Source organism: Rhizobium sp. WYCCWR10014, assembly GCF_001657485.1.
In the GTDB taxonomy this organism is placed as follows: domain Bacteria; phylum Pseudomonadota; class Alphaproteobacteria; order Rhizobiales; family Rhizobiaceae; genus Rhizobium.
In genome coordinates this window covers 32,936-51,372 of the sequence record NZ_LXFU01000052.1, presented here as the reverse complement: position 1 = coordinate 51,372, position 18,437 = coordinate 32,936, and the positions used below count along the sequence as shown (strand labels likewise).

At 61.4% G+C, this 18,437-nt stretch carries 18 protein-coding genes; 10 read left to right on the top strand and 8 right to left on the bottom strand.

Going from position 1 to position 18,437, the window contains the following annotated elements:
* Positions 1-5: 5 nt before the first annotated feature.
* The 4 genes from A6U98_RS32885 to A6U98_RS32870 are packed head-to-tail and all read right to left on the bottom strand — an operon-like array spanning position 6 to position 5,798.
* A complete protein-coding gene (locus A6U98_RS32885) occupies positions 6-818 on the bottom strand; it encodes an NAD(P)-dependent oxidoreductase (protein WP_064655411.1) in 813 nt (270 codons plus the stop codon).
* Between the two features lie 12 nt (positions 819-830).
* Entirely contained in the window at positions 831-2,042 is a 1,212-nt protein-coding gene (locus tag A6U98_RS32880; RefSeq protein WP_064655410.1) for a pyridoxal phosphate-dependent aminotransferase, read from the bottom strand.
* On the bottom strand, positions 2,039-3,706 hold the full coding sequence (locus A6U98_RS32875) for a hydantoinase B/oxoprolinase family protein (RefSeq protein ID WP_064655409.1): 1,668 nt from the start codon (positions 3,704-3,706) through the stop codon (positions 2,039-2,041). Before A6U98_RS32875 ends, A6U98_RS32880 begins: the two co-directional genes overlap by 4 nt.
* 10 nt (positions 3,707-3,716) lie before the next feature.
* Positions 3,717-5,798 (bottom strand): hydantoinase/oxoprolinase family protein, encoded by a 2,082-nt coding sequence (locus A6U98_RS32870; protein ID WP_064655408.1) that lies wholly within the window; start codon positions 5,796-5,798, stop codon positions 3,717-3,719.
* 306 nt (positions 5,799-6,104) lie between these two features.
* On the opposite strand from A6U98_RS32870, the gene A6U98_RS32865 reads away from it, so the two are divergent.
* From A6U98_RS32865 to A6U98_RS32845, 5 genes are all read left to right on the top strand, one after another.
* Positions 6,105-7,220, top strand: a complete 1,116-nt coding sequence (locus A6U98_RS32865; protein ID WP_064655617.1) for an ABC transporter substrate-binding protein — start codon at positions 6,105-6,107, stop codon at positions 7,218-7,220.
* Positions 7,221-7,399: 179 nt separating this feature from the next.
* Positions 7,400-8,317 carry a branched-chain amino acid ABC transporter permease LivH gene (locus A6U98_RS32860; RefSeq protein ID WP_064655407.1) on the top strand — a complete coding sequence of 306 codons (918 nt, stop codon included), beginning with the start codon at positions 7,400-7,402 and terminating at the stop codon, positions 8,315-8,317.
* 15 nt (positions 8,318-8,332) lie between these two features.
* Positions 8,333-9,643: a high-affinity branched-chain amino acid ABC transporter permease LivM gene (livM, locus tag A6U98_RS32855; protein WP_064655406.1), complete on the top strand. Its 1,311-nt coding sequence runs from the start codon at positions 8,333-8,335 to the stop codon at positions 9,641-9,643.
* A complete protein-coding gene (locus A6U98_RS32850; protein WP_064655405.1) occupies positions 9,640-10,455 on the top strand; it encodes an ABC transporter ATP-binding protein in 816 nt (271 codons plus the stop codon). The genes livM and A6U98_RS32850 overlap by 4 nt, the downstream gene beginning before the upstream one ends.
* The gene (locus tag A6U98_RS32845; protein WP_064655404.1) at positions 10,452-11,186 is read left to right on the top strand and encodes an ABC transporter ATP-binding protein; all 735 of its coding nucleotides are present in this window, start codon (positions 10,452-10,454) and stop codon (positions 11,184-11,186) included. The genes A6U98_RS32850 and A6U98_RS32845 overlap by 4 nt, the downstream gene beginning before the upstream one ends.
* A 56-nt stretch (positions 11,187-11,242) precedes the next feature.
* On the opposite strand, the gene A6U98_RS32840 is transcribed toward A6U98_RS32845, so the two are convergent.
* From A6U98_RS32840 to A6U98_RS32830, 3 genes are read right to left on the bottom strand one after another with little or no spacing between them, the layout of a single operon-like run.
* Entirely contained in the window at positions 11,243-11,518 is a 276-nt protein-coding gene (locus A6U98_RS32840; RefSeq protein WP_064655403.1) for a DUF6522 family protein, read from the bottom strand.
* Positions 11,519-11,553: 35 nt separating this feature from the next.
* Positions 11,554-12,684 carry an HPP family protein gene (locus tag A6U98_RS32835; protein WP_064655402.1) on the bottom strand — a complete coding sequence of 377 codons (1,131 nt, stop codon included), beginning with the start codon at positions 12,682-12,684 and terminating at the stop codon, positions 11,554-11,556.
* 55 nt (positions 12,685-12,739) lie between these two features.
* The gene (locus tag A6U98_RS32830; protein WP_064655401.1) at positions 12,740-13,645 is read right to left on the bottom strand and encodes a LysR substrate-binding domain-containing protein; all 906 of its coding nucleotides are present in this window, start codon (positions 13,643-13,645) and stop codon (positions 12,740-12,742) included.
* Between the two features lie 259 nt (positions 13,646-13,904).
* Between A6U98_RS32830 and A6U98_RS32825 the strand changes: the two genes are divergently transcribed.
* Both A6U98_RS32825 and A6U98_RS37925 read left to right on the top strand, forming a co-directional pair.
* Positions 13,905-14,216 carry a hypothetical protein gene (locus A6U98_RS32825; RefSeq protein WP_064655400.1) on the top strand — a complete coding sequence of 104 codons (312 nt, stop codon included), beginning with the start codon at positions 13,905-13,907 and terminating at the stop codon, positions 14,214-14,216.
* 316 nt (positions 14,217-14,532) lie between these two features.
* Positions 14,533-14,733: a hypothetical protein gene (locus A6U98_RS37925; protein WP_082934047.1), complete on the top strand. Its 201-nt coding sequence runs from the start codon at positions 14,533-14,535 to the stop codon at positions 14,731-14,733.
* Positions 14,734-14,762: 29 nt separating this feature from the next.
* Here A6U98_RS37925 and A6U98_RS32815 read toward each other — a convergent pair whose 3' ends face one another.
* The gene (locus A6U98_RS32815; protein ID WP_064655399.1) at positions 14,763-15,683 is read right to left on the bottom strand and encodes a GNAT family N-acetyltransferase; all 921 of its coding nucleotides are present in this window, start codon (positions 15,681-15,683) and stop codon (positions 14,763-14,765) included.
* Between the two features lie 262 nt (positions 15,684-15,945).
* Between A6U98_RS32815 and argE the strand changes: the two genes are divergently transcribed.
* Genes argE through A6U98_RS32800 form a run of 3 tightly spaced genes read left to right on the top strand, consistent with a single transcriptional unit; the run spans position 15,946 to position 18,395 of the window.
* The gene (gene argE / locus A6U98_RS32810) at positions 15,946-17,067 is read left to right on the top strand and encodes an acetylornithine deacetylase (RefSeq protein WP_064655398.1); all 1,122 of its coding nucleotides are present in this window, start codon (positions 15,946-15,948) and stop codon (positions 17,065-17,067) included.
* A gap of 25 nt (positions 17,068-17,092) precedes the next feature.
* Positions 17,093-18,016 carry a glyoxylate/hydroxypyruvate reductase A gene (locus A6U98_RS32805; RefSeq protein WP_064655397.1) on the top strand — a complete coding sequence of 308 codons (924 nt, stop codon included), beginning with the start codon at positions 17,093-17,095 and terminating at the stop codon, positions 18,014-18,016.
* 25 nt (positions 18,017-18,041) lie between these two features.
* Positions 18,042-18,395, top strand: coding sequence for a cupin domain-containing protein (locus tag A6U98_RS32800; RefSeq protein ID WP_064655396.1), 354 nt, complete (start codon positions 18,042-18,044; stop codon positions 18,393-18,395).
* Positions 18,396-18,437: the final 42 nt, after the last annotated feature.

Sequence of the window (18,437 nt, the reverse complement as noted above, 5' to 3'; positions counted from 1 at the left end):
GCGTCTCACTTCTTCTCGTCTTCATAGTGGCCGGCGGCGGCAAAGCTGCCGCCCTGGAAGCGCACCGCCGGATCGTTGGGATCGCCTTGTTTGGTCTTGCCGAAGACCTTGTCAGCATAATCGTCGGCGCTGTCTTCCGGCTTGTATCCAAGCGATGCCGCCGTGCGGTTGTCCCAGAACGCCCGGCTGTTGTTCGACATGCCGTAGGCGACCATGAAGCCGACGCGTTCGGCCGACAGGCCCTTTTCGACAAGCTGGCGGCAATCGCGATAGGAAAGCCAGGTGATGAGGTGGCGCCGGTCCGTCGGCTCCGCGAAGGACGAGCCGATGCGCAGGCTCACGGTCTCGATCCCGAACTTGTCGAAATAGTAACGGCCGAGGTTTTCGACGAAGGTCTTCGACACGCCGTAGAGACTGTCGGGGCGGGTCGGAACGTTGCCGTCGATGGTCTCGGTGCGCTCGTAAAAGCCGATGGCGTGAACGGAGCTGGCATAGACGATGCGCTTGACGCCATGCTGCCGGGCTGCCTCATAGATGTTGTAGCTGCCGACGATGTTGGCGTTGAGGATGGTGTTCCAGGGGGCCTCCAGCCCCTGACCGCCCATATGAATGATGGCGTCGCAACCCTCCACGGCTTTCGAAACGGCGTCGAAGTCGGAAAGGTCGGCCGGGAAATCCTCCTCGTGCGGTTCGATGTTCTCGCAGGGCTTGCGTGCAGACAGTCTGAGGATCTTGCCAAGCCTTGTTCCTGACTTGCGCAGCTGGGTTCCCAGAGCGCCGGCCGCGCCGGTCAGAAGCGTGCGCTGATAATCGGTCATCGAATTTTCCCTTTAGCGAAGTTTGGCCAGTGCATCGGCGGTGCGCTCGATGGCAATGGCTAGATTGTCACGCGATGTCGCGAAGGAAAGGCGAATATAGGGTTCGACGCCGAAAGCGGCACCGGGAACGGTTGCGACCTTGCCTTCGCTCAGGAGATAGGAGGCCAGTTCCGTATCGTTGGAAATCCTGGCGCCATCGGGCGCCGTCTTGCCGATATAGTGGGCGCATTTGGGAAAGAGGTAGAAGGCCCCTTCCGGAGCCCGCACATCAAGACCGGGTATTGCGCTGAAGCCCCTTGCGACCAGTTCGCCGCGCGCCTTGTATTCGGCAACCGCCGTCGTGACGAAGTCCTGGGGACCGTTGAGCGCTGCGGCGGCCGCAAACTGGGTGATCGAGGACGGGCAGGTCGTGCTCTGGGACTGAAGCTTGTTCAAGGCCCTGGTCAGTTCTCGCGGGCCGGCCGCATAGCCGAGCCGCCATCCTGTCATGGCATAGGCCTTGGATACGCCGTTGATGATGAGCGTGCGGTCCTTCAGCTCCGGGCACGCGACGACGAACGACGTGAAGGGCACGTCGCCGCAGACGATATGTTCGTAGATCTCATCCGACATGATCGCCACGTGGGGATGCCGCGCCAGCACCGCACCGAGCGCCTTCAGTTCGTCCGCCGTATAGATCGCCCCCGTCGGATTGGATGGAGAATTGAACAGGAACCAACGCGTCTGCGGCGTGATGGCGGCTTCCAGCCGCTCGGCTGTGATCTTGAAGGCATCTTCGACACCGCAGGGCACGATCTTCGGAATGCCGCCGTGCAGGATGATGATGTCGGTGTAGGAGACCCAGTAAGGCGCCGGCACGACCACCTCGTCGCCGGGCTCCAGCGTGGCCAGGAATGCATTGAAAAGTATCTGCTTGGCGCCGTTGCCGATGGAGATCTCATCCATGGCGTAGTCGAGGCCGTTCTCGCGTTTGAACTTGGCGACGATCGCTTCGCGCAGCTCCACCAGTCCGTCCGGCGCGGTATAGCGAGTAAGCCCCTTGCGCATGGCCTCGATCGCCGCCTGGACGATATGATCAGGTGTGTCGAAATCGGGCTCGCCGAGCGACAGGTCGACGACATGCTCTCCTTTGGCCCGCATCGCCTTGGCGGCGACCGATACCGCCATGGACGGTGAGGACTTGATCGTCGCAACGCGTGTGCTTTCGAATGCAATCATATTCATGCCTTGCCTCCCTTAGATCGGCTCCTGCCGTAGGCTTCAGCCTGTTCTTCTGTGATGTATCCATGCTTCAGATCGTGCTCGACCGCATCAGCCGGGCGATGTGCCGGATCGCCGTAACCGCCGCCGCCCGGAAGCGACAGAACCAGGCGCCGGCCTTCCGGTACGAATTGCAGCCCCTTGCCCTTGAGAACCGTACCGTCGTCGAGAGCCACTGCGCCGGCCGTGCCGTTCAGTCCGCCTTCGCGGCCGCGTGCGGGGTGGCCAAGCCTGTCGAACATGGCGGAGAAGCGGAAGCTGAAGCCTTCGGCCGCTTCGATCTCGATCATCTGGCCGAGACCGCCGCGCTGCGCGCCGGCACCCCCTGACCCCTCGCGCAATTCCTTGCGCCAGATGATGACGGGACCGACATTCTCCGTCGCCTCGATCGGCATCGTGTGCACGCCGCTCGGAAAGGCGGTGGCGTTCAAGCCATCGAGAGCGGCGCGCGCGCCGGTGCCTCCGGAATTGAACATCAGGATTTCCGCGCCCTTGCCGCCGATCTGATCGGAGACGGGGCGCACGCTCATATGCAGGTTCCAGAGCGCGCTGGCACCTTCCGCCGGGACCTGGCCTGGAAGTGCCTGATGCAGCGCGCCCAGCACGAGATCCGGGACGAAATGGCCGAGAACGTGGCGGACGGCGACCGGCGCCGGCCGCTTGGCATTGAGGATGCAGCCTTCCGGCGCCACCACCTCGAAGGGCGCGAGGGAGGCCGCATTGTTTGGAATTTCCGGCGCCACGACGCATTTGATGCCGTAGCAGGCATAGGCTTTGGCATAGACGAGCGGCACATTGATGCCGAACTTGCTCATGCCTGAGGTGCCGTCGAAATCGACCACGACGCCATCGGGGCCGATGCTCAGCTTGGCGGCGAGATGCACCGGCTCGTCATAGCCGTCGAGGTCGAGGCTATAGTTCCAGGAGCCATGCGGAAGGTTCTTCAGCCGCTCCAGCGTTGCCTCGCGGCTGTGCTTGAGGATGAAGCCGCCGATCGTCGACAGGTCAGGGAGATTGAATTCCGGCAGCATGTCGACCAGCCGGCGCTGGCCCGTTTCGTTGCAGGCGGCGAGCGCATAGAAGTCACCGACGACCTTATCGTTTTCGCGAACATTGTTTCGCACGATATGGATCAGCGTCCGGTTCAGTTCGCCGCGCTCGAAGAACTTCATGATCGGAATGAAGAGACCCTCTTCATAAACTTCGCGGGCATCCGGCCCGAAACCGCGGCCGCCGACATCGACGACATGCGCGGTCGAGGCGAAATAACCGACCAGCTTGCCGTGATGGAAGGAGGGCGTGACGACGGTGATGTCGTGCAAGTGGCCCGTTCCCTTCCAGGGATCATTGGTGATGTAGACGTCGCCTTCAAAGATATTGTCCGGCCCGATGTCGCGAATGAAATGCGCGACGGATTCCGCCATGGCGTTGACGTGGCCGGGCGTGCCGGTAACCGCCTGCGCCAGCATACGGCCTTCCAGGTCGAAGACGCCGGCCGACAGATCGCCCGCCTCGCGCACGGAGGTGGAGAAGGCCGTGCGGATCAGGGTCTGCGCCTGCTCTTCAACGACAGAGATCAGCCGGTTCCACATGACCTGCATATGGATATCGATCATGGATTGGTTCATGTGACTATCCTCAGATCCGGGTTGCGAGAAGGCAGCCGTCGTGCTGAACGATGGCCTTGAAGGAGGAAGTGAGAACGGTTGAGGTCTCACGCTCGACGATGACGGCCGGGCCCTTGATCACGTCGCCGGACTTCAGGCCGGTGCGCTCGTGAATGCCGGCTTCGAGATAGGCGCCTTGGGAAGCCTCGAACAGGCGTCGGGTCTTGCCCGGCCGCACGACATTGCCTTCGGCGACGGAGGCCACGCGTTCGACCGGCGGGAGCGGCGAACTCGCCTTGACCGACCAGCTGACGATCTCGATATCGAGACCCTCGATGGCGCGGCCGAAGAAGCGCTCATATTCCTTTTCGAAAGAGGCCGCGATCGTCTCGGCGCTCGCAGGGTCGAAATTGTCGTCGGCAAGCGGGACCGGGATATCCCAGCCCTGCCCGGCATAGCGCATGAACAGCGTGCGCTCGATCACCGGGGAGCCTGTGTCGAGCCCGCCTTCGACAAAGCCGAGTGCTTCAGCCTTCATGGCTTGCAGCAGGCGGTTGGCCTCTAAATATTCGAAATTCGACAGGCTGAAGACGGCGCTGCGGACCGATTCGTAGCCGAACGGCGCCTTGAGGAAACCGATCGCGGAACCGACGCCGGCGCCCGGCGGAACGAGGAAGGTCGAGATCCCCATCTTTTCGCAGAGGCGTGCGGCATGCAGCGGTCCCGCGCCACCGAAGGTGATCATGGTGAAATCGGAAATGTTCTTGCCGTTCTCGACGGTGTGGACGCGGCCGGCATTGGCCATGTTCTCGTCGACCATTTCGCACGTGCCGTAAGCGGAAGCCTCCGGGTCGAGGCCGATGACCGCGCCGATATCGTCGCTCATCGCCTGGCGGCTCGCCTCGACGGAAAGCGGGATCGCGCCGCCCGCGAAATTGGCGGGATCGAGCTTGCCGAGGATCAGGTCCGCATCGGTCACGGTGGGGTTCTTGCCGCCGCGCTGATAACAGGCTGGGCCCGGCTCGGAGGCTGCCGAATGCGGGCCGACGCGGATCTGGCGCATTGCGTCGACCGAAGCGATCGAACCGCCGCCTGCGCCGATTTCGACCATCTCGACGACGGGGATGGAAATCGGCATGCCGGATCCCTTGCGGAACCGATAGGTGCGCGCGACCTCGAAAGTCTTGGCCGTCTTCGGTACCTGATTTTCGATAAGGCAGATCTTGGCGGTGGTGCCGCCCATGTCGAAGGAAAGAACCGTATCGAGACCGTATTGACGAGCGATGTCGGCCGCGAAGATCGCGCCGCCCGCCGGACCGGATTCGACGAGGCGCACCGGAAATTCGGAGGCGCTCTCGACCGAGACGATCCCACCGCCGGAGTGGATCATGAAGACCGGGCAGCGGACGCCGATATCCTTCAGCGACACGACGAGACGGTCGAGATAGGATTTGATCGCCGGCTTGACGTAGGCATTGGCACAGACTGTGTTGAAGCGTTCGAATTCGCGCATCTGCGGAGAAACCTCCGACGAGATCGAAACGGAGAGGCCAGGAAGGCGCTTCACGATCGCATCGCGGACGGCGATCTCGTGTGCGCCATTGGCATAGGCATGAATGAAGCCGATCGCGACACTTTCATAGCCGCCTGCCGCGACCTTCTCGACGACGGTTGCAACCGAAGCATTGTCCAGATCAAGCAGAACCTTGCCCGCCGCATCGATACGCTCACGCACGACGAAGCGGTCTGCGCGCGCGATGAGAGCCGGCGGCAGGGAAATATTGAGATCATATTGCTCGAAACGGTTCTCGGTGCGCATCTCGAGCACGTCGCGAAAACCTTCCGTCGTCACGAAGGCGGTCTTGGCGCCGCGCCGCTCGATGAGCGCGTTGGTGGCAAGCGTCGTCCCATGAATGAGGATGCCGATCTCTGAAAGGGCGATGCCCGCCATGTCGGCGACAGCCTTCACACCCTTGAGGATCGCCCGCTCCGGCGCCGTATAGTCCGTCAGGATCTTCGTCGAGTGAAGCGTCCCATCGATGTCGAGAGCGATATCCGTAAAGGTGCCGCCGATATCGACGCCGACCCGGCAGTTTCGTGGCGTGCTGCTCACCGTCTTGTTCCCCGCTTTCTTAACGTTGAGGCCGCGCTTGCGCGGTCATCGATCCTGCCATTCTTCACTGTTGCAAGCGATGCCGCAACATTTCTGCTTGACGATCTTCGTATATGTCACTTATCATATAAGTGTCAATTATGAAAAGGAGCAAAGTCTCGAAACTCGCTCTTCTCAGCGGCTGAGACAAAGAGAATTTACCTAACAAAACTAATAGCTTCACCTTCACGGCGAAGCACGAACGCGGACTTGAACCGCGTCGAGGACGACCAAAAATCGAACGGCTTCAACCAGAGGGAAGAACACATGAAACCCATATCAACACTTCTTAGCGCCACCGCCGTCGCCTCCGCCTTGCTGTTTTCCAACGCTTTTGCGGCCGATACGATCAAGATCGGCGTCGCCGGCCCCTTTACCGGCGCCAATGCGACCTTTGGCGAGCAGGTATTCAGCGGCGTGTCCGCCTACGTCACCGACGTCAACGCGTCGGGCGGCATCAACGGCAAGAAGATTGAACTGGTGAAGGGTGACGACGCCTGCGAACCGAAGCAGGCCGTTGCCGTCGCCAATCGTTTCGTTGACCAGGACAAGGTCCAGGCGGTGATCGGGCATTTCTGCTCGTCCAACACGATTCCCGCTTCCGAAATCTATAATGATGCCGGCATCCTCGAAATGACGCCGTCCTCGACCAACCCGACCGTGACCGATCGCGGTTTCGACAATCTGTTTCGTGGCTGCGGCCGTGACGACCAGCAGGCCGTTGTCGCCGGCAGCTTCATTCTGGATACGCTGAAGCGGGACAAGATCGCCCTCATCCACGACAAGGACACCTATGGCCAGGGCCTGGTGGACGCCGTCAAGAAGACGATCGAAGCGCGCGGAATCAAGCCTGTAATGTACGAAGGCCTGACCCGTGGCGAACGTGACTTCAACGCGCTCGTCACCAAGATCAAGAGCTCCGGCGCCAACGCCGTCTATTTCGGCGGTCTCATTCCCGAAGGCGGCCCGCTGATCCGCCAGTTGAAGGAGCAGGGTGTCGACGTGGTCATCGTCAGCGGTGACGCCTTCGCCCAGGCGGAACTGGTCGCGGCGGCCGGCGGCGCTGAGAACCTCAAGAACGTCTATTATTCGGCAACACCGGACCCGCTGGCCGATCCCTCTACGCAGGGCGTCCAGGATTCGCTGAAGAAAGCCAACATCACGCCGGCAAACTACGTGCTCTATGGCTATGCCAATGCGCAGGCCGTCGTTGCAGCACTGAAGGCCGGCGACGAGTTGAAAGCCCAGGCTGACTATCTCCGCAGCAACACCGTCGATTCCGCCATCGGCAAGATCACCTGGGACGCCAAGGGCGACATAAAGGACTTCAAGTTCGTCTTCTACAACTTCGACGACAAGGGAACCCCTGTCCTGGTGAAGTAAGGCATTTTGCCCGAGCCGGCCGGACCTAACGCTTGTCGCGCAAATGTGTGCAGCGGTTTTGCGGCAACGACATGCGGAAAAATAAAGACCTAAAGCGCGACCGAAGACTCTGAAAGATCGCGACGCGCTTTAGGTTCGGCCGGCTTATCCATCCCCGAAAACCATAAGAGGGGTTCACCATGGACTTTTACATCCTGGTTCAACAATTGTTCAATGGCATCACGCTGGGGACGATCTACGGCCTGATCGCGGTCGGATACACCATGGTCTACGGCGTCATCCGGATGATCAACTTCGCCCATGGCGACGTCTATATGGTATCGGCCTATATCGCCGCCATCACGCTTGCCGTCCTTGGCTATTTCGGCGTTCAGTCGGTTCCCTTCGCCTTGATTTCAGTGCTGGTGATCAGCTGCGCAATCACGGCCGTCTATGGCTGGGTGATCGAGCGCGTCGCCTATCGGCCGCTTCGCGGCTCGACCAAGCTTGCTCCGCTGATCTCGGCCATCGGCATCTCGCTGATGCTGCAGAGCTACGTCCAGATCGCCCAGGGCGCGCGCGACCAGGGTGTGCCGACGCTCATCCAGGGGGCGTTTCGCATCGGCAACGATACCCACTTCGCGCAGATCACCTACATGCAGACGGTGATCCTGTTCGCGTCGCTGATCGCCATGGGCGTGCTGAGCTATGTGATCAACTACACCAGGATCGGCCGCGAATGCCGCGCCACCCAGCAGAACATCCGGATCTCCGCGATACTCGGGGTCAATACCGACCGGATCATTTCGACGGTGTTCGTCATGGGGGCGGCCACTGCCGCCGTCGGCGGAACGCTCGTCACCTTCAACTACGGCTCCTTCAACTTTTTCATCGGCTTCGTCATGGGCATCAAGGCCTTTACGGCCGCGGTTCTCGGCGGGATCGGCTCGCTGCCCGGCGCCGTGCTCGGCGGTATCGTCCTCGGCCTGACCGAGGCGCTTTTCGCCGGCTATGTCAGCACCGACTACAAGGATGTCTTCGCTTTCGCATTGCTCATCACCCTTCTGTTTTTCCGACCGCATGGCCTGCTTGGCCGGCCGGAAATCCAGAAAGTCTGAGGAGGAGCAAGAACCATGGAATCCAACCGCCTTCGGGGGCTCTTCAAGGAAGCGCTCCTCACATTCACGGTCTCCCTCATCCTGTTCGGCCCGATCTCAGGACTGGTGCTCGACGGATTTTCGTTCACGAACGAACTGACGCGCGCGGTACTGCTGGCGGCCGTCGTCACGGCAGGACGTCTAGCGCTCTCGTTGTTCCAGATCAGCAGCCTCGGTCGAAAACTCACCCGGCGCATGGCCGGCAACGGCGCTGGTGTGACGGTCATGACCGGCACGGAACGGTCGCCGATGCTGGTCCTTGGCGTGCTGTTTCTCGCCGGGTTGAGTCTGCCGTTTTTTGCGGACAAGTACTTCCTGGGTATTGCGATCCTCGCCCTGATATATTGCCTTCTCGGCCTGGGGCTCAACATCGTCGTCGGGCTTGCTGGCCTGCTCGACCTTGGATACGTCGCCTTCTACGCCGTGGGCGCCTATCTCCTGGCGCTCGGATCGCAATATCTCGGCATCGGGTTCTGGGGCGCGCTCATCCTTGCCCCATTCCTGGCCGGCCTCTTCGGCATGGTCCTCGCCTTCCCCGTTCTGAAGATGCATGGCGACTATCTTGCCATCGTGACGCTCGGATTCGGCGAGATTATTCGTCTCGTGTTGAACAACTGGCTGGCATTCACCGGCGGGCCGAACGGCGCTCCGGTTCCGGCCCCCACCTTTCTCGGCCTCGAATTCACCCGTACCGCCAAACAGGGCGGAGTTCCCATTCATGAATATCTGGGCATCGCCTACAGTGCGGACTACCGGTTCTGGTTTCTCTATTTCGTGCTGTTTCTTGTCGTCTGCTTCGTCATCTACGCCGTGGAGCGACTGCGCGTCATCCCTCTCGGCCGCATGTGGGAAGCACTGCGGGAAGACGAGATCGCCTGCCGTTCGCTCGGCGTCAATCACGTCTTCACAAAGCTCACGGCCTTCATGCTCGGCGCCTCCACGGGCGGCCTCGCCGGCGTCTTCTTCGCCGCGCAACAGGGCTTCGTGAACCCGACATCCTTCACCTTCTTCGAATCCGCGCTGATCCTCGCCATCGTCGTGCTTGGCGGTCTCGGATCGACGGCGGGCGTCATCTCTGCAGCCCTCGTTCTCACCATTCTTCCGGAACTTCTGCGTGAGTTCGCCGAATACCGCGTCCTGGTCTTCGGCATCCTGATGGTGGTGATGATGATCTGGAAACCGCGCGGCCTGGTCCGCATCAAGCGCCCGGCATTTTTTCCGAGCTCGATGAAAGAAGGCATCGGCACCGAACTGTCCTTCGAGGGCAAGGCGGAGGCGGGACGATGAGCCCCATCCTCGAGGTACAGAATGTGACGATGCGTTTCGGCGGCATCGTCGCCAACCGGGACGTCAGCTTCTCGGTCGAACGCGGCGCGGTCACTGCCCTGATCGGTCCCAACGGCGCCGGCAAGACGACGATGTTCAACTGCATCACCGGATTCTATCGCTCCAGCGAAGGCCGCATCATGCTGAACGGGCGCGATGGTCCGACGGATATCGGTCAGTTGGTGACGAAACCGATGACCGGCGGCTCGCATCTCGTGACGCGCGCCGGGATTGCCAGGACGTTCCAGAACATCCGCCTGTTCAAGGAAATGTCGGTCATCGAGAACCTTCTGGTCGCCCAGCATCTGGCCACCCGCAACAATATTCTCAGCGGCGTTTTCCGGACCGGGGCGTTCCGCACGGCCGAGGCAGAGGCCGTCGACCGCGCCTATCACTGGCTGGGGCAGATGAAGCTTGCCGACGACGCCAACCGCCTGGCCGGCGAACTGCCCTACGGCCGGCAGCGCCGGGTCGAGATCGCCCGCGCCATGTGCACGGGTCCGAGCCTCATATGCCTCGACGAACCGGCCGCCGGCCTCAACCCCTCAGAAACGCTGGATCTGGCCGAGGTCATCCAACGGCTCTGTGCCGATCACAAGCAGACGGTTCTCGTCATCGAGCACGACATGGGTCTCGTCATGCGCATTTCGAACCACATCGTTGTGCTCGATCATGGCGAGGTGATCTCCGACGGCACGCCTGAGCATGTCGCCAACGATCCGGCCGTCGTCGCAGCTTATCTCGGTGTCAGCGAAGACGAGGTACCAGCATGAGCCAATCGTCCAACAAACAGGTACCGCTTCTCGAATTCGCCGGCGTTCATGCCCATTACGGCCCGATAGAAGCGTTGAAGGCGATAAACGTCCATATCTCAGCCGGTGAGATCGTCAGCCTGATCGGCGCGAACGGCGCCGGCAAGACCACGCTGCTTTCTTCCATCTTCGGCGCGCCACGCGCCTCATCCGGCAAGATACTGCATCGTGGCGAAGACATCTCCCAGATGCCGACCAGCAGGATTTCCCGACGCGGCATAGCGCTCGTCCCGGAAGGCCGGCAGATCTACCAGGAGATGTCCGTCGAAGAGAATATGATGATGGGCACGACACCGATCGGCATGGGCCATTTCGAAGAAGACCGGAACACCATGTTCGAGCTCTTCCCGCGCCTCAAGGAACGTCGAAACCAGACTGCCGGCACCATGTCAGGCGGCGAACAGCAAATGCTCGCCATCGCCCGCGCCATGATGGCGCGGCCGGAACTGATCCTGTTCGACGAACCGTCGCTCGGACTGGCGCCGCTGATCGTCAAGCGCGTTTTCGAAGTTTTGCGGGAGATCGCTGCGATGGGCAAAACGATATTTCTCGTCGAGCAGAACGCCAACCATGCACTGAAGCTTTCGCAGCGGGCCTATGTCATGGTCAACGGCCGCATTCATCTCTCCGGCGACAGCGCCGCCCTGCTCGATAACCAAGACGTCCGCAAGGCCTATCTCGGACTGCACTGAACAAGGGGCTTCCAGCCGGCATGGTCATGGTCGATCTGCCGACTGCTGGCGTCGATTTAGCGCGGATGTCCGGAGGATTTACCCCGAAGAACGGTCATCTGCTCTTGCTGCACTTCATTTTCATCGTTCAAGACCGCTTGCCAGAGCCTGTTGCCGAGCCGAAGCGATACCCGTTTCGTCCCCTCGTGTTCAGCAGTGCCGATTTCCACGGAGCTGACGACGGAGCCATGGCGCATGTGGCGGCGAAGATCGGCCAGCGACAATCCGAACCGTTTCGCCAGCTCCGATGATTCCAGGATAAAATCGCCATTTGAATCGCGCTCGATCAGCACCGATTTTTTCTCCAGCTAAGTTCCACGCTCACGGCTCAGGCCACCGCCGGAATCGCATTGTCTGCCTTTGGCAGCAGCCGCGCTACTGCGCTCAGGAGATCCGTCTGAGATATCAGGCCAAGGATGCGGTAATCGTCGTCGACGATGATGACGGCATGCGTGCGCCCGTCTGTGAGGACGGGCAACAGCGACAGAGCTGGATCCGAAGGCCTGGCCACCGCCGGCCTCGATATCGCATGCGCGATGCGCTCGGTGCTCATCGACAACTCCCGCAAGCCGACAGCGCCGACGAGACGGCCCTCAGGATCCTTCACCGGCAGCGTACGGATATTATGCTTCAAAAGAAGATGTCGTGCGGCATCCGGTTCCGAAGCCTCGCCAATGGCGATCACGTCACGCGACATGATATCGGCACAACTGATCTTGCCGTTTGAGCGGATGGCCGCTTGCAGCTCGACCTGCTGCAGCAGCCGGCCGAGGTCTGCCCGGTCGATATCGAAGGTTTCGTCGAGCGCTTCGAGGGCCGCATCGACATCTTCCTCGCGAAAACCCACCCGCACGGCCGATGGCAGGTCGATCGTCTGATGGGTGTTCTCCGCGGGTTTCGGAACGACGTGCGGATAATTCCGCTTGGAAAGCTTGTGGAACAGCAGGCCAAGGCCGACGAGAATGCAGGAGTTCAAAGCGACGGGCACGAAGGGAAAAAGGAATCCCCAGCCGGCAACGACAGGACCGCCGAGCACGGCGGTCAGCGCCGCCGCTCCTCCCGGCGGATGAAGGCAGCGCGTGAAGGACATTGCGCCGATGGCAAGCGAAACGCCGACGCCGGTCGCGACGATCGGATCGCGGATGAAATAGGCAGCAATAATCCCCATCAGGGCGGAAATGGTATTGCCGCCGATGATCGACCAAGGCTGTGCCAGCGGGCTTGCCGGCACAGCAAAAAGAAGCACCGCGGACGCCCCCATCGGCGCGACGATTAGCGGAAGATGCGGCCCCTGCCCGAACAGATAGCCGCTGATGACGCCGGTGAGACCGATGGCCAGCAAAGCGCCGAGGCATGCAATCAATCGCTCTCGTAAGGTCGCACCGGCCAATATAGGTGAGAACAAACGGAAGCGGCGGAAGCGGCTCGGTCCCACTTTCGGGGAAACGGGATACTGCATGACAAGACCAATTTTAAGCGAGGATTATCTGACGGCGAAGGAGAAAGATGTGCGGCTAGTTTGTTGCCAGCCTGATATCTCTGCCCTTTGTCGCGCTGAGGACTTCGTGGAATGCGTTGAACGCGCTTGGGCGATCATTCCTGCGGTAGACGAGCAGTGTATCGACAGGCCCGAGCTGATGGGTCTGGACAGGCGTCGGCCAGTGCATGAGATCAAGGACGGATCGCGGCATGACGCCGGCCGTGTTGCCGGTCGCAACGCTCGCCAGGATCGCGTGGTAGGAGCCGAGTTCGCTCGTCGGCAGGGCGCTCGATTTGCGCGCCCAGTTTTCGGCGATCCGGCGATAGGTGCAGCCGGGCTCCAAAGCAGCGAGCGATCCGACACGCAGGTCGGCGGCGGATTTGATCGAGGGATGCCCGGAAGGCAACACGATCAACAGATCTTCGACGAAGACCGGCTCGATCTCAAGCGCCTTGAGTTCGGCATCGAAACCCGAATCTTCCTCGCGCATCGTCTTCGGCGGGCGGGCAATCAGCGCGCAATCCAGCGCATCGGAGAGAACGTCGCGGGTCAGATCGCGGGACGCCCCCATCGTCAGATGAAGCGACACATCCGGCCACATCTGATTGAATTGCGTCAGAGCCGCCGGCAGCCTGCTTGCCGCCGTGCTCTCCATGGTGCCGACCCGCAATGTCCCCGATGGGGCGAGAGGCCGCACGGCCTGGCGCGCTTCGAGCGCAAGCGCCATAAGCCGGTTGGCATAGGCGAAAAACGTCTCACCCTCCCGTGTCAACGTCATCTTCTTGCCGTCACGGCTGAAGAGGGAAACGCCGAGGTCCTCCTCCAATTGCTGGACGCGCGTCGTCACATTCGACGGCACCCGCCCTACGGCCTTGGCAGCCTTGGTAACGCTGCGGTCGCTGGCAACGGCGAGAAATATCTCGATCGATGAAAGGTCCAATGAAAGGATCTCGTTTTCGGAATTAAGACGATAGATAATTCTCTATATAAAAATCATTGCGTGAGCTCAAGCCGGTTTCGGCATCGGACAAAAAGCATGAGCCCAAACAGACGAGCGATTGCCGAAAAAAGGGTCGAGACGCCGAGGAAATAGCCATGCAAGCCGCGACGTGGCCTCTGTCGGACGACGTTTGAGGGTTTGAGGCTGGCATGAGGTTTGCATGCCTAGGCCTATCTGCGGATCGATCGGCGACGACCCTATGTTGCAACTTGTCTTGACCTGTCTTCTTCTGAGCGTCGCTTCAGGCTTGAGCATGCGCCGTTTTCTTCTGCCGTATTTCCCAAGCGGCGATCTCGCCGAGAAATCTGCCCCCGTGACAATCGTCGCAAGCGCCGTCTTTCTGGCGGCAATCGCTTTCACCGTCTCCGATCAGGATCTCTGGGCAAAATCCGTCATCCTGATGCTCGGCCTTTCGCTGGCGGCGATGTTCGACGATGCGAGACCCAGGCTGACGATCGCTCTCTCCGCCGTCAGTTTGGCGGCCTATCTCGGGCTGCGTTCGATTAGCTGAGCCATCCAAACCATCACGCAAACAGATCAGCGGTGATTGAACACCGCAGTTCATCGCCGGTGTCGAAGTCCAATCGAGGCGTTGTATCCACCGGCGAAATCATTCGTCAACAGAGCCACATCTTACAACCTGAAACATTCGCCGACCGCGGACAAGAAAGACTTCGCGCAGTACGGGAAAATGATCTCCATTGAAGAATATTCCCTCCCTGTTATTCTCCACAATAGAACATTTGCCGAGGCACGCGGGATCGCAACGGCTCCCGTGCCGCACGGATGTTCGAGTTGCGCTGACGATGAGGAGGCGAGTGGCGATCATGGACAGAGACCCGGCAGGAAAAATCTGGTCGGAATGGTATGCGTGGCATCCTGTCTTGCCGATCGATGACACAGTGTTCTGGCTCGAGACCGTATACCGCCGGGAAAGCCCGGAAGGTCTCTGGCAATATCGTTCGTTCCGGCCCGAATTTGAACGCCGGCAGGCTCTGATCGACATACCGGTCTGTCCCGGGTCTTAACCCGACAACGATCGCCAGGTAGGCCTGCGTCAACCGAGCGCCTGGCTGACGAGTGCATAGGTCCTCGGTTCATGCGCCGCCTGATGTCCCGGAACCGGAAGCCAAGGGCCGCCGAGCGACATGGTCGTCACGATGTCGTAAACGGGAAGACCACAGCGAGAGAGGAAATCGGAAAAGGTCCCGCCCTGCTCGCGTGTATCTAGGCGCAGGAACGCCCCTGCATGCTCGGCGGCATGCGGGCGGACGACGGCGATCGCGTCTGCGTCACTGCGCGCCACAACGGGACCGATGACATGGCCGCGCCCGAACCGCCGGCAGAGCGAGAAAGCCTCGATCCTGCCGGCACGGGTTAACACGATGCCTTTGGAATTTGCCATGAGCCGGGCCAGGAGCAGCTTGCGATCGGTGCCGAAGGCCACGCAGTCCAATTCGGCGATCGCTTCCAGATCGCCGGTCGCCACTGCCCGTATCACCGCACCGGACGGCAGCTCCACATCCGGCGGCGATATCGCTTCACCCTGACATTGAAAGACGAGCGCCTCCCGAACAAAGTTCAGGGAACGATAGAGACGTCGCGCCGCGCGCGTCGCATTCAGCCCGAGGTTACGCCCGGCGACCTGCTCCAGTGCGTGGCCCATCAGCCATTGCCCGGCGCCATTGGTTTGAAGACGCGGCGAGGTAATGACCATGCCGATGGTGGCAAATTGGGCATCGTAGGGAAACCACATCGCAGAGCCCAGGATGCGGCCGATTTCATCGATCGCCACGATGCCCTGGCCGAACTCGCGCAGGAACTGCCAGTCTTCGCCACGATGCGGCCAGGCGACGGTCATCGACAGCGCATGCAACTTGTCGAGGGCAACGCTGTCGATCCCGGCGATATGCGTCTCGAAACTATCGACGAACCTGGATTCGGATGTCAGTTCACTCACTCCCACCCCCTGCCGCATTTTTCTGGCCAAGCCTGCGCCCGGAAACTTCTCTGCCCAGATTAGAACAGATCGTTCGATACAATTCACTGGTGAGGCCGGCGCAAACACAACAATCAACCAAATCCCGATGCGCTTTCGGCAAGTAACGCCTGCGCCTCCCTCTAGAGTCATTGAGAGATCCACCGACCGAAGTCGCCGTTTACAGTGAAAGCCCGGAAATGTCGTCTCCCCTCAGCCCAGTTGCAAGCACCTTGAAGATCCCCGCACCGTGAGGAATCCCATGCAGGCGATTGAGATTCTTGAAAGGCTCGTTGGCTTCCCCTCCGTCGTCGGCACCCCGAACGGCGAGATCGTCGCGTGGATACGGCACTATCTGCAAAGCCACGGCGCCGTCGTCACGGAGCTTCCCGGCCCGGAGGGCGATCGGTCGAACCTCTTCGCCACGATCGGCCCGAAGGAAACACCGGGCTATATCCTCTCAGGCCATATGGACGTGGTCCCCGCCGCCGAAAGCGGCTGGACCAGCGATCCGTTCCGCCTGCGCGCAGAAACGGACCGCCTCTATGGTCGCGGCGCCACCGACATGAAGGGTTTCCTGGCCGCCGTTCTCGCAGCCGTCCCGGCGCTTGCAGCCATGCCACTTCGTCAGTCCATCCACCTTGCCTTTTCCTATGACGAAGAGGCCGGCTGCCGCGGCGTGCCGCACATGATCGCCCGCCTGCCGGAGCTCTGCGCAGCCCCGCTAGGTGCCATCATCGGCGAGCCGAGCGGTATGCAGGCAATCCGCGCCCACAAGGGCAAGGCCGCCGCCCGGCTGACGGTCAGGGGCCGGTCCGGCCATTCCTCGCGCCCGGACCAGGGACTGAACGCAATCCATGCCATCACCGATGTTCTGGTTTGTGCCCGCGCCGAAGCTGAACGGCTCACCTCCGGCCCATTCGAGCCTGTCTTCGAACCGCCCTACTCCTCGCTTCAGGTCGGCACGCTGAAGGGCGGCCAGGCAGTCAACATCATTCCCGACAGTTGCGAGGCCGAGTTCGAAGCGCGGGCTATTTCCGGCGTCGAACCTGTCACGCTACTGGCGCCGCTCCGAGTGGCGGCCGAGGCACTGTCGCAGTTCGGTTTTCAGGTGGAATGGCGCGAACTCAGCGCCTATCCGGCACTTTCGCTTGCCGCTGATGCGCCGCTTGCGACACTGCTTGGCGAGCTGACCGGCATCGAGCCGCTCGCCGCGGTCAGCTACGGCACGGAAGCCGGCCTTTTCCAGCGCGCCGGCATCGACGCGATCATCTGCGGCCCTGGCGACATCGGCCGCGCCCACAAGCCGGACGAATTCATCCTCACCGGCGAACTGCTCGCCTGCCAGGCGATGGTCGAGGCGCTTGGCCGCCGATGCGCCTGAAGCACGAGATCAAGGAGCCGACGCAATGACCTTTCTCTTCAATTCCGACGCGAAGCGCGGCGCCATCTTCGCCGAAGCCTTCGCGCGCGAATTGCCCGACATTGCCTTCTCCATGGATCCCAAGTCGGTCGAAGCGGACGGCGTGCGCTACCTCATCACCTGGACCGTGCCGGATGATCTCGCGCGCTATCGCAATCTCGAAATCCTCTTTTCGATCGGCGCCGGCATCGACCAGTTCCGCATCGATGCCGTGCCAGCATCGGTCAAGGTCGTGCGCATGGTCGAGGACGGCATTATCAAGATGATGCAGGAATATGTGACGCTGGCCGTACTTGCGCTCCATCGCGACCTGCCGACCTATCTCGACCAGCAGCGGCGCCGGACCTGGCAGACGATCGCGCCGGTACAGGCCTCCGAACGCCGCATCGGTGTGCTCGGCCTCGGCATGCTTGGGAGCGCGGTGCTCGAACGTCTGCAGCCCTTCGGCTTTCCGCTTTCCGGCTGGAGCCGCAGCCCGCGCGAGATCGACGGCATCCGATGCCTGAGCGGCCGAGACGGCCTCGATACTCTGCTGGCGACTACCGACATTCTCATCTGCCTGCTGCCGCTGACGGATGAGACGCGCGGCTTCCTGAATGCCGGGCTCTTCGCCGGATTGCCGGCCGGCGCTGCGCTCGTCCATGTCGGTCGCGGCGCTCAGCTCGATCATCAGGCGCTCGTCGACGCACTCGACACAGGCCATCTCTCCGGCGCCGTCGTCGACGTCACCGATCCGGAACCGCTGCCCGCGGATCATGCCTTCTGGAACCATCCGAAGATCCTGCTGACGCCGCACATTGCGAGCGTCACCCAAGCTGAAACCGCAGCGGCAGCCGTGATCGGCAACATCAAGCGGCACCAAACAGGCCTCGATCCGATCGGACTGATCGATCGCTGCCGCGGCTACTGAGCTCTCAACCTAGGAAAGCGAAATCATGTCCCTCCTCAAGACGATCGACACCAACCCGACCTTCGCGCCGCGCGAGTCCGGTCCGCTTTCAGAACGGCTGATCTCGGGCAATCCGGCCTTCAAGACCTGGGCGCAGGATGTGGCGCGCGGCGAGACGGTTCATAGCGGCGTGTGGGAAGCGACGCCCGGCGAGACGCGCTCGATCAAGGGGGAGACGTTCGAGTTCTGCCACATCCTTTCCGGCTTGGTCGAAATCACGCCGGATGGCGGCCAATCGGTTGTCTACAAGGCCGGCGACAGTTTCGTCATGAAGCCGGGCTTCGTTGGCGTCTGGAAGACGATCGAGACGGTGCGCAAGATCTACGTCACCGTGTCGTGATGCCGACGCCGTAGATTTGACTGCGGCGGCGGCGAAAACGCA